Annotated in this window: 9 protein-coding genes; 4 read left to right on the plus strand and 5 right to left on the minus strand. The window is 54.8% G+C overall.

Annotation, left to right across the window (positions count from 1 at the left end):
• Nucleotides 1–432 precede the first annotated feature (432 nt).
• Together VR74_RS05280 and VR74_RS05285 are read right to left on the minus strand one after the other, a co-directional pair.
• Nucleotides 433–912: a VOC family protein gene (locus tag VR74_RS05280; protein WP_045694999.1), complete on the minus strand. Its 480-nt coding sequence runs from the start codon at nt 910–912 to the stop codon at nt 433–435.
• Nucleotides 909–2,330: a GMC oxidoreductase gene (locus tag VR74_RS05285; RefSeq protein WP_045695001.1), complete on the minus strand. Its 1,422-nt coding sequence runs from the start codon at nt 2,328–2,330 to the stop codon at nt 909–911. The genes VR74_RS05280 and VR74_RS05285 overlap by 4 nt, the downstream gene beginning before the upstream one ends.
• 89 nt (nt 2,331–2,419) lie before the next feature.
• Here VR74_RS05285 and VR74_RS05290 point away from each other — a divergent pair, with 89 nt between their 5' ends.
• On the plus strand, nt 2,420–3,013 hold the full coding sequence (locus VR74_RS05290; RefSeq protein WP_045695002.1) for a hypothetical protein: 594 nt from the start codon (nt 2,420–2,422) through the stop codon (nt 3,011–3,013).
• Here VR74_RS05290 and VR74_RS05295 read toward each other — a convergent pair.
• Together VR74_RS05295 and VR74_RS05300 are read right to left on the minus strand one after the other, a co-directional pair.
• A complete protein-coding gene (locus tag VR74_RS05295; protein WP_299949654.1) occupies nt 3,000–4,025 on the minus strand; it encodes a hypothetical protein in 1,026 nt (341 codons plus the stop codon). The two genes, VR74_RS05290 and VR74_RS05295, sit on opposite strands and share 14 nt — an antisense overlap.
• Before the next feature lie 19 nt (nt 4,026–4,044).
• Entirely contained in the window at nt 4,045–5,250 is a 1,206-nt protein-coding gene (locus VR74_RS05300; protein ID WP_045695005.1) for a radical SAM protein, read from the minus strand.
• Between the two features lie 433 nt (nt 5,251–5,683).
• Between VR74_RS05300 and VR74_RS05310 the strand changes: the two genes are divergently transcribed.
• The 3 genes from VR74_RS05310 (at nt 5,684) to VR74_RS05320 (ending at nt 10,409) form a co-directional block, all read left to right on the plus strand.
• The gene (locus VR74_RS05310; RefSeq protein ID WP_045695008.1) at nt 5,684–6,754 is read left to right on the plus strand and encodes a sulfotransferase domain-containing protein; all 1,071 of its coding nucleotides are present in this window, start codon (nt 5,684–5,686) and stop codon (nt 6,752–6,754) included.
• Between the two features lie 45 nt (nt 6,755–6,799).
• On the plus strand, nt 6,800–8,551 hold the full coding sequence (locus tag VR74_RS05315; protein WP_045695014.1) for an ABC transporter ATP-binding protein/permease: 1,752 nt from the start codon (nt 6,800–6,802) through the stop codon (nt 8,549–8,551).
• 805 nt (nt 8,552–9,356) lie between these two features.
• On the plus strand, nt 9,357–10,409 hold the full coding sequence (locus VR74_RS05320) for an AI-2E family transporter (protein WP_299949656.1): 1,053 nt from the start codon (nt 9,357–9,359) through the stop codon (nt 10,407–10,409).
• A gap of 304 nt (nt 10,410–10,713) precedes the next feature.
• On the opposite strand, the gene VR74_RS05325 is transcribed toward VR74_RS05320, so the two are convergent.
• The gene (locus tag VR74_RS05325; RefSeq protein ID WP_045695010.1) at nt 10,714–11,073 is read right to left on the minus strand and encodes a hypothetical protein; all 360 of its coding nucleotides are present in this window, start codon (nt 11,071–11,073) and stop codon (nt 10,714–10,716) included.
• Nucleotides 11,074–11,228: the final 155 nt, after the last annotated feature.

Raw genomic sequence — 11,228 nt, forward strand, 5'->3', positions numbered from 1 at the left:
GAACGATTTCTCGGGCATCTGAACTTGCGCCTAAGGCATAAGAAAGCGGCCTTGCATCACCATTCCGGATATACAGATCGCAATATGGCTGGCCCGTGTTCATGGGCGTACGGGCCAGCTTTCCATAGTCCGGTATGAGGCATCGCAATAAGCCCTGCGGACTATCAGGAATTGACGATATTTTCCAGGTCGGCCGATGTAAATACGTGCTCATTCTGATAATCTTCCGCGTAGCGCCAGACGCTCTCACCTGTCATCTGAAGATTGGTAAGCGACGTCAGTGGCCAATTCGCACCGACGAAGCAGTCGCTCAAGGCATGTGTGCAGAATTGATCCCTAAGGCAACGAAGTGCGGGTCTGTCCGTCCCGGCAATGCGATCGGGTTGGTGCAAATCGTCCATGGAAGTGCCGGCATAGGCGAAATCGATTTCGCTAGACTGCAAGACTGGCCTCGTCTTCCTGGTATAGGTCAGAGGTCGTGAAGATTCGGGTGTGATAACAAAATTCCAACTGGAGATCATTCGGGTCCGTAAAAAATATGGACATGGCGTGCCCCAGATCTATGCAGTCGGATACATTGACCCCCGCGGCAAGGCACTCGTTTCGCCTGTTTTCAAGTTCCTCCAGGGAATTAACCCTGAAGGAGATGTGATACATGCCCGCCGGTGTACCGAGAGCAGAATTAATGCCTGTGGGGTAGTCGCCAGGGATCCCGTCAATATTCTTCGGCTCCATAAAGACGAGAAACTGGTCCTGACCGATATCGATGTATACCTGCCTCAACTGCCCCCCTTCGCGCACCTTCGTGAGGTGGTCGGCGGCGCGACGGAACCCCAGAACATTCGTGTAGAACTCCACTGTCGCGGGCATATCGTGCGTTGAAAGCCCGATATGCGAGAAACCTGCGGTCATAAAGAAAATCCTTTCAATTCAGCTTCCAGATGCTGTGCTAGGCGGAGCGTAAGCAGAGCAAGCGTATAGCTCGGGTTCGCCCAACCGACCGTAGAGAAAACGCTTCCTCCTATCACGTAGAGATTGGCATGGTCGTGGCTGCGGCAATCCGCGTCAACAACTCCGAATTCTCGCGAAGCGCTCATCCGCGTTGTCCCGAGCTGGTGATTGGAGTGCAGGATCTTGTTAGCGGTGATCGCATCTGGCTCAAGTCTGGACCTGATGACGCCCGCGCTAGCGGCCTCGAGCGTTTCGCATATGAATTGCGCCGTCTTGCAGAATGAATGCTTGTCCAATTCATTTATGTTCCAGTTGAGCGTCAGATTTGGGATGCCGTCGGCATCATTGTTCTTTGACAGAGACAACTGACTTGAAAGGGAGGGGCATTGTTCCAGAAATATTCCAAGCTGCGGTGTTTCTTGAAGATCCATTTGTGGGGTTCGATATATGTGCGCCCTCGCATTGAGTAGTTGCCGTTCCGCCTGCTCATGCTGCGGAACGCCGACGCAGAAAGCGAAGGGATGATCGTGAGTGTCGACGCCGCGTTCTGCCCAGGATGTCAGCGGATGGTCTGGGTGGATCGAAAAGCCGTCGACAGAGAGATGGGGGTGCTCACAGAAGCATTTTCCGAGCATGCCGGAGCTGTTGGCAACGCCTTCAGGCCGCTGAGAGTTGGCAGCGAGAAGCAGTCTGGTGCTTTCGAGCCCTCCCATGGAAATAACGAATATATCAGCGTATAGTCTGAACGTATTCCCGCTGTCCGTGAGGCAGAGGGCATGACTGACGGTCGAGTGGTCGGCGCTTAGCCGGATGTCGACGACCCGCGTGCCGGTTTGAATCGAGACGTCCCGCAGCTTGCCGCTTTGGAGGGGCCATTGTCGGAGGATGTTTAGCTTTGGGCGTCCAAACCTCCACGCTGTTACTTCTAACGCGGGAAGATCGACCGGCAGAGGTCTCTTAGCCCCTTTAGCAATGCTCTGTGGCCTGAAGTCCGCGGAGGATAGGTTCAGGAGATGGGCGGCCTCGTCTCTGAAAGGCTCAAGGTCAGATTTCGAGATAGGCCATCCGCTCAGGGGCACCCAGTCGCGCGGGGCGAAATCAAGATCATCGAATTCGGCGCAATAGCCGGCCCAGATAGATGTCGAACCGCCAAGTCTGAAATCGCGGGTATCCGCAAAAGGGTAGGGCAACCCGGTCGCTTCACCTTCCGCGCAAGCCGGGTCAGCTGCTCCGGGGTGGCTGCCGCCACGTTCGACCACCATAACATCCGCGTTGGCTCCAAGCTTACGAGCTAGTGTCAAACCGGCCAGTCCTCCGCCCAAAATTGCTACCTGAACATGGTGGTCGGCGTTGTCATGCACGAGTTTCTGATTTGCCATTTAGTAGTTGTCTTCTGAGGGCCCCGGTTTATTATAATTGTTAGTTTATGCGTGACGACGCGACAAGACGTGCAAGAGAAGACCGTTGAATGAACGTGGGTTTCAGTCTCTCCGAGAAAGAGATCGATGCGATCCGAAACAGTGTCGCGCGCGATGGATTTGGTTATCTCGGGGGCTCGATACCTTCCGGAATTCTGGATCCGCTGAGGCGCGAGTGCATCCAAGCCAAGGCCAGCGCCAAGAAAGCAGAGGGAACCGGTGACCTCGCATATCGCTCGTCGCTCGCTTCGCTTGGAGATTTTGGTCAGAAGATTCTCAAAGAGCATGCCTCGTCAGACGTCCTTGAATTGATTTTCGGACGGACCTTCAAGTATTGCGAGGACGCCAGCTGTTATACCTACTACGATGAGGGTGATTTTCTCGGCCCGCATCTGGACGGAGCAGATAATTGTGAGGTGACGCTTCTGCTTTACTTAGATGCAAGCGAACCCGGCCCGGATCACGAGACATCAGGTCTGTATCTGACTCTCTATGATGCGGATGGAAATAGTGAAGCCAGTGCCATCGAAACCGCGGCGGAAGGCATGATGATCGGCTACGGATCGAAGGTGATGCACGGGCGGAAAAAACTTGCGGCGGGAGAGCATATATGGATGCTCACGGCTTGCTTCACGTCTGGCTAAATTTGAAGTTGGCTGAACTAAGGCGGTTGATCCTTTCCGAGAGGTTTTCCATCAGATATTGCCAGTGGTATCCTGAGCAAAACCCGGGTGAAGTTGCGATCATCCACCGGTCTATTGTTACATCGAATTCTTGCAGCCCGTCGAAAAAAGCATTCATCTTCTGATCCGCAGCCTCCCGAAGGCTCGCGCTGGGTTGATAGCCGGAGGCCACAGGATTGCCGTTAAAATCATTTATGAAATAATCAAGGTCGATGTGGACAACATATCTTTGGGAGTTTGCGTCGTGCAACAAATCGGAGATCTTGCTCGACGACGAGTATGTGTGTGTGAAACCGGTCAGGTCGGTTTCCTGCGACAATTGAATGTCGAAAAACGACGCTTCTTCAAGCAGTCGATGAGTCCTGACTGCCGGTTGAACCCGGTACTTTTCGAGCGACGGCAGGCCCTCTCGCAGGTGCATGATATGAACGGGCCGCTCCAAGTTATAAAATGACGTAAGGAAGCTGCCGATCCCTATGGCCCCGGAGATTATTGCATCGTCCCAATCCGCCGGCTCTGTAGGCTGGAACTCATGATCCGTTAGGGGATTAATTAGTGGCCGTCCGGGTGCCATCAGTGTGGACATCATGTCCGTGTGGTCGTCCAGGTGTATGATGTTCACTGGTCCATTAGCCGGAAGCAACTGCAAGTGGGTCGCGAGAAACCGTCCGCACCAGCTATCCTCCATGCAGACGTCAAATGCATCTTTGACAGACCAGAACTGGCCGACATTGTCGAATTTCAGATTGAGTCCGAAATACTCGAGGCCCGTTTCGAGGTAAGGGTCGAGACTGTGGTAGCTCGTATCCGGCCCATCGATGAACACGCATAGCTTGTCGACATCTATCGAATAAACGTTGGAGCGGATAAGCGGCAGGAGTTCCTGCGATATTTGCGCTTCCGACAATTTCTGACATGTTTTGGCATTGAGCTTTAGTGGAAAGGCTTTGCCGGCAATGGTTATTTCCGTCACTCGCCGCTCATCCACCTGGCTATTCCGCAGCGCTGTTGCGCACGTTGAGATCATCCTCGAGGTGCGCAAGGACCGTGTCGGCAAAGGCCTTTACGTGCACTCTACATTCCGGTGTTTCAGTGGAGTCGAAACTCCCAAATCGCCGATACTTGATCAGATTATAGCCGCCTGAGCAGACATCAAAGTACTCACATGAGCGTTCGCATGCGGAATGACTCGTCTCGAAATCATGCTCAATCTTCTTGAGTTTGCTCGAGGCGGCAATCTCATCGAGGCTTTGGTTCAGAATGTTCCCGACCACAAACCCCAGATTGTCACCGTACAGATTTTTTAGGTCGCGGCATTCGTCCAGAGTTAAGCCGGCGTAGAAGGTTGTGACATCGCCATTCAGCTCAATGCTTACCGTTTTGAACGGCTCACACATGCTTCTCGCGTCGTAGCGCGGGCGGTCGGATTCCGGAACGAACAGGCGATTGTAGAAGGACGAAAAGTTGCGAATCTTCGGATGACGGCGGCCTGGTGCGGACAAGGTTTCGATGAGCCGCGTCAGAAACTGCTGGTATCGCGCCGCATAGCTCTCAATCAAATCGGTATCACCTGAGGAGATGAAAAACTCATCGTGAAGGTTGAAATGGAACTCCCGGATGCTGTCTGAAAACGGCTCGAAATATGCAATGAACTCATCCGGTCGATCCAGGCCGTCCGGTGAAACGACGGCGGTGATATCAAAATCAATGCCAGCATCGCCGAGCATCCGCATGCCATTTTCAGTAGCGGCGTGAGACGTCTTACCGGACCAGTTCTTTCTGTGGCGATCATGCAGGGCGGCGGGGCCGTCGCAGCTTATGCCAAGCGTCGCGCGCCCCTCATATTCCTTGAAGAAGGAAACCCAGGCATCGTTGACAAGCGTGCCATTCGTCTGGAAATCGAAATCCACTTGAAGATCTTCCCGGGAAGAATTCCGGACAAGGGCGTCAATCGCCGTGATCGCTTGCCGGTAATAGGCCGATTTCATGACGAACGGCTCGCCTGAATGCCAGCTTACTCTCAGTTTGTGTCCAAGAAATTGGCTCTTCAAAATCGCACGGAATGCCGCTTCGATGGTATCAATCGACATTGATCTGGCATCGCGACGACTTGCTTCAGAAAGATAGCAATAGTTGCAATTCAGATTGCAATAAGAGGTGCCCTGCAGGACAACCATTTCAATTGGGCCATAGGTCATCTGGGAGAAATAGATCTTCTTGAAAGGCCCTTAAGTGCGGCCCGGATCAATCATGGGAAACCCGGGTCAGCCCCCCCTTATGGATCAGGGCATGGCCGACCCGGATGGATGGATTAGCGGCGCATTGCCGGACCCCAAGAGGCCGTTGCAGTCGCCTGAGCCGAATCTGACCCCATGGAAGCGAGCGGTTTGTAGTTCGCGAGTTGACCCGCTGCAAAGGCCTTGCGAGCGATCTCGATCTTAGCAGTCATTTTGCCCATTTCTGGCTCCTGTATATCTATCCAAAGGAGGAAAGCGCATCCCCCCAATAAATGCTTGCAAATATCCGTTTGCGTTGCAACATCAAAATGGGACAACTAATCGAACACTGTCGAACGGCCAGTTCTGGGGGAGGCGCCGGGAGCCGGATAGTGAATACCGGGCGAACTATAGCATGAACATTTATTTTGTGGCGCCGGACGATGAACTGCATGTCGTCCTGGCGAGGATAAGATCAGCTGTGGGTGTGCACCCGACGCTTCGCCGGATCACTCTCTGTGCAATCCATGAATATGTCGTTTGGGAGGGGCGCGGAGGCATCGTTCAGATCATTCCGGATGCGCCGCCGCCGATGGCGAGCGATGTCATTCTGGTTTTCGGCGACGCGGAGCGCCCGGAAATCGATGCTGTATCGCGTGTGTTTGTCGTCGATGGTCTCAAATTCCTGAAAGCGATAGGTCGAGGCGGCAGGCCAGGGGGCGATTACCTGCGCAGCCTGGTGCGGAGCGGACCGGTAGAGGAGTGTTTCGTCTCCTATAGTCGGGCCTACAAGGCCCCCGAGGCCATTTTGCCGCCGGAGCGTTTCTTCATAAACAGCTTTCCGAAGTCCGGCACAATCTGGCTGATGGCTATGGTCGGTGAGGCTCTCGGGATATCAACCGACAAGCATCTCTATCTTGTGCATGGCGCCGATGTGGAAGTGGCATATCATTCTGTCAGTTTGATTGGTGGCGTGGCACTCGTGAGAGATCTACGTGATGTCGTCATTTCTTGGTATCACGAGGCACTGAGGAATGATCACCAGTCAGGTTTCAAGATGAGTCGGTACCCGGACGTTTCGTCATTCTATTACGGCTATTTCCTGGGGCGTGTGGAGGGAAATCCCCAATATCATTTCGGGGATCTTGCCCGGTGGATCAATTATTTGAGCGCGCGGGCGATACCCATCGTCCGGTATGAGGATATGATCCAGGACGCTGCGGGCACGCTTCAATGGCTGTTCAGTTTCTGGCGGATTGGTGTCGACGAGGCAGCGGTTGAGCGCGCCGTCTCGCGGACGTCCTTGTCCGAAATAAACCATTCGTACGGGCAGACGGACACATATATCGGCGACCGACTGCGGGCCGGACATGCGCGCGCCGGCACTGCGGGAGGGTGGAAAGCGGAGCTTTCTCAGGATGTTGTGGACGATATCGGAAACCGCTTCCGGTCGTTTCAGGAGCGGTTCGGATACGCGAACTCATAAGAGCGGTCCACAGAAATAATGTTCGGTCGAGGGGGTCGTGTGCGCATGAGTGGTGGCAGGCAGAATATCGTGTATGCCGTGAGGTCTGCATTCGCGTTGGCTAAGCCATATTTTCGAAGTGAGGAAAGATGGCTGGCTTTCAGGCTGCTATCGGGCGCGCTTATATGCGCACTAGCAATTGTGGGCACTTCCGTCTTGTTCACATACTGGCAGCGAGGTCTGTTCAATGCGCTCGAGCAGAAGGATTGGCCGGCGTTCCTGTCGCTGTTGCTGACCTGGGACATTAGTCAGGAGGGCGTGCTGACGATCGGGTTTGCGCCGCTGCTCGTTGTTTATGTCCTTGCCTCTATCTATGGTCTCTATCTCCGGCAGCGCGTTCAGCTTAGCTGGCGGACCTGGATGACTAGGGAGCTTGTCGGCCGGTATCTGAACAAGCGAGCCTATTATCTGCTCGAACTCGAAGACCAGGAGACAGACAACCCGGACCAGCGCATATCCGAGGACGTAAACCTCTTTACCCTGGAAAGCCTGGAGATGGGGGTCGGCCTCTTCGGGACGGTGGTTTCGATGGTATCCTTTGTGGTCCTGCTGTGGGGGCTCTCCGATGCGGTGCCTCTGTTCGGTCTGGCCGTGCCCGGATCGCTTGTCTGGATTGCCTTGCTCTATGCAGTTGCCGGAACTGCTATTACCCATTTTATAGGGCGCCGGTTGGTTGACCTTCACTTCAGGCAGCAAAGGTACGAAGCGGATTTCCGTGCCGCGCTGATGCGGCTCCGCGAACATGCTGAAGGTGTTGCATTCTATCGCGGCGAGGCCCGCGAACAGCAGGAGTTGGCAGGTGTTTTCGAGAATGTCTGGTTCAATTTCCTGCAAATCGTCAATCTAACGAAACGCGTCACGCTTTCCGTTACCGGGTTAGCACAGGCCAATCTTGTCATTCCGCTTATCGTCGCCGCGCCGGCCTATTTTGCCGGAAGAATTCCGCTGGGCGGAGTGTTTCAGACTGCAAACGCCCTCAACAAGGTTGTCGAGAATCTATCCTGGTTTGTAGAGAACTACACCAAGCTGGCTAGCTATAGCGCAACAATTGACCGGCTTCAGCGCTTTTGCGCCGCGGTTGATCGAGTGCAACAAACAGAGAGCCACATCGAGTTTTCGACCGTTTCGCGATCGGATGCGTTAACGTGCAGAAATCTCACTCTGCTCCGGCCGGGCGGGGATGTCCTGCTCGATCGGGCAAGCTTTGACGTCCAGCCCGGTGAATGGGTATTGCTCCGCGGTCGCTCCGGCAGCGGGAAAACTTCCCTCCTGAAGGGGATCGCTGGTCTCTGGCCTTATGGCGACGGACAAATAGCTGTGCCTGAAGGCAGGCACATGTTCGTTCCCCAACGGCCTTATCTTCCGAGTGGCAGTCTCGAATCCCTGCTGAAGTATCCGTTGTATTCGCAAAATATACCCAGCGACGACGTGGTGGCAGTCTTCAGCCATTTGGGCCTGGCCCATCTTCTCGCTTTCCAGGATCGGCCAATAGTCTGGCTCAGCACGCTTTCCGGGGGTGAGGTCCAGAGGCTTGCAATCGCCCGGCTGGTGCTCCAGCGGCCGACGTTGGCTTTCCTAGATGAGGTGACCAGTCAGCTAGACCCGGTGTTGGAACAGGAAGCCTACAGCCTGATGAAAGAACGATTGAAAGACTCGACGGTGATATCGGTCGCTCACAGGACCAGCCTCGATCGCTTCCACGAGCGCTCGATCTCCTTGCGGGACAAGCAGCTTATGGAGAACCCGCTCCCTGCGTGACCTGAGTCGGCGCTGAAATTCGCGTGCTTAGTGCTGAGGTGCTTCCAAGATGTCTTCTGACGGTAGATATGTCCAATTCTCGATTGCGTTTACCTCCATGGCCGAGGGGAATTTCCCCGAAGCAGTTTGTAGTAATTAGGCATCCACGATAATTAGGATATTTCATACACCCAGAAGCTTTGGCGCTGCCACGCAACTGACACGCAAAAACGCTACAAAATAAAGTTTGAGCGAAATGTCGTGATCACACTAGGTGCACTAGAAGTCAGATATTATTGAATATTGGGCTCTAAGGCAATGTCCGGACGCCATTCGTAATGCGGGGGTCAGGTGTTCAAGTCACCTTAGCGGCACCATTTTTATCCAATTGTTCCCCGTCAGCGACCATGAGGCAGATCGGGAATAGTAACTATCTGCGCGTTTCGGAATGGCCGACTCCATCCGCATTAGAATGTTGGCAGGGCACAATTGATCCCAAGAGGGCCGTCTCGGCGGGTGTGCTGCTTTTCAGGCATCGTCGGAAAGGTACAATTCCACGATACGTCGAAAAGCGGAACCACGTGTCGAAAATGGCACCAAGACGACAATCTGAGTCGAAAAAGGCATTTCGCTGTCACTGCAAGATCCGATCAACTGTCAATCAGGAACCCGAAAGATCAGGGTGACCTCGCCTCGAGGCAGATTTTTGGTTGAAAGATCGGGAACCAACCAATGTTTAACCCGTTTGAATGCGCGGGTTTCGAACTGTGCTGCCGTTGCTGGAAGTTTGGAGCAGGATTCGGGGGACACACATGGACCAAGCGCATTGACCGGCCCGACATCGCTCTCGGACTTCACGGTCCGTCTGCTTATCGCGCTGCTGCTGATCAGCCTCGTGCTAGCTCTGTGGGCAGCGCGCGACGCTGTGTTACTAGGCTTTGCAGCCATGCTTCTGGCAATTGCCGTTCACGGCATCGCGGATGCATTGATACGCTTGATTCCGCTGCCGCTACCGCGTCCCGCCGCGCTGGCGATAGCGGCCTTTTCCCTGATCGGTGGCCTGGTTGCCGTCTTTGCACTCTTCGGTGCCCAGCTGACCGGGGAAGTGTCCGGCGTGATCGAACGGTTGCCGGAAGCCTGGGGCCGCGTAAGAGAAACGATGCAGGCCGATCCACTCGGTGCCGGGCTGATCTCGGAAATTGACAATATCGCCTCAGGGAATTCGGATAATTCGCTTCAAGGCGCACTCGCGGATGCTGGCGGGTATGCTCTCCCGTTTGCCTCGGGTCTGACGACTGCTTTGCTCGTGTTCTTCATCGCCGCTTTCCTGACCACGTCCGCCGGATCGTTCCGCAATGGTGCACTGCTGCTGCTTCCCAAGGGAATTGATGCCCGGGTCGGCGAAGGGCTCGATGCTTCCGCACGTGCACTGAAGAAATGGCTTCTCGGTATCACGGTCGACATGGTGATAATCGCGGTCCTTATGGCGATCACGCTCTGGGCGCTAGGTGTTCCCGCTTTTATCGGGCTGGCGCTGATTGCCGGCATTGCTCAATTCGTGCCGACGGTCGGTCCGCTGGTCGCCGCAATTCCCGGTATCCTCGTCGCGTTCACGGTGGGGCCGATGACCGCATTGTGGACGGCGATCGCGTATCTCGTGATCTCTCAGTTGGAAGCAAACCTGATTTATCCACTTATTCAGAAGAAGACCGCGTCGATCTCGCCTGCGCTCAATCTTATCGCAGTGCTCGTCTTCGGCATGCTATTTGGATCACTCGGTGTGCTGCTCGCCACACCGATTCTGGTGGTCCTCTCAGTGTTCATCGTGAAGCTCTATGTTCAAGACACGCTGAAAAAGGAGGCTGATTTCCTCGGTTGATGACCGCTGGCCCGGGGTCGCTGTTGGCTGATATTACAATCTGCGGTTATGCAAAGATCAGGTCCAGCGCAAAGGGGTGCGCCGCACAAGGCTTCGATTTCGTCGTCTCCGCCGGTATAAGCGCTGGGTTACCGAAGCGTCGCGCAAGGACCTTTTGTCGTCATGTGCGACAAGGCTTTTTCAGCAGCCCGCCAGACCGGTACCCACAAAGGTCCGCCGACGGCATTCATGATGTGGCGACAGCTTTTCAAGCTACTTTCGCGATAACATGCTGCATTTTCGCAAGCGGGATCAGGTCTCCGGATCAGGACTGGACGATGAAAAGTCCGGCAATGATAAGGCAGGCGCCGATGGCATATTTGATGGTCAGCGGCTCTTTCAGGAAGAGGGCGGCCATTAGCGGGACGAGCACGAAGGTCAAAGCCATGAAGGAATAGGCGTAGGACAACGGCACCGTTTTCAGGACATGTATCCAGAGCAGCGTGGCGGCGCCATAGATGGCAAGCGCCAGCAGGAAGATCGGGTTGAAAGCGACGGTGTAGAACGGTGTCCCAGCCTGCGCCGTGAGGCGGCCGCTGGTCAACTTGAACAGGACCTGGCCGAGAGCAATCATGACCGGGGTCAGCAGGAGCAGTCCGAAGACGGGCAGCGTGAGCGGCTTCATTCGGCCGCAACCATGCGCGGCGCACCAGCGGCATCGAGCGTTTCCCAATAGTAAATGTCGCGCTGGATATCCCGGCAGGCATGGGTCTGTGGCACGGGCTGCATCGCACGCAGGAAGGAATGCGTATAGGGGAAGAAATTGAAGTGCGGGTTGAA

Origin of the sequence: Hyphomonas sp. BRH_c22, assembly GCF_000961795.1 — a bacterium.
Taxonomy (GTDB): Bacteria; Pseudomonadota; Alphaproteobacteria; order Caulobacterales; family Hyphomonadaceae; genus Hyphomonas.

Bases quoted from the DNA above. Each gene is read 5' to 3' on its own strand.
- VR74_RS05300 (WP_045695005.1), bottom strand. From the start codon at position 5,250: ATGACCTATGGCCCAATTGAAATGGTTGTCCTGCAGGGCACCTCTTAT.
- VR74_RS05315 (WP_045695014.1), top strand. From the start codon at position 6,800: ATGAGTGGTGGCAGGCAGAATATCGTGTATGCCGTGAGGTCTGCATTC.
- VR74_RS05280 (WP_045694999.1), bottom strand. From the start codon at position 912: ATGACCGCAGGTTTCTCGCATATCGGGCTTTCAACGCACGATATGCCC.
- VR74_RS05325 (WP_045695010.1), bottom strand. From the start codon at position 11,073: ATGAAGCCGCTCACGCTGCCCGTCTTCGGACTGCTCCTGCTGACCCCG.
- VR74_RS05285 (WP_045695001.1), bottom strand. From the start codon at position 2,330: ATGGCAAATCAGAAACTCGTGCATGACAACGCCGACCACCATGTTCAG.
- VR74_RS05310 (WP_045695008.1), top strand. From the start codon at position 5,684: ATGAACATTTATTTTGTGGCGCCGGACGATGAACTGCATGTCGTCCTG.
- VR74_RS05290 (WP_045695002.1), top strand. From the start codon at position 2,420: ATGAACGTGGGTTTCAGTCTCTCCGAGAAAGAGATCGATGCGATCCGA.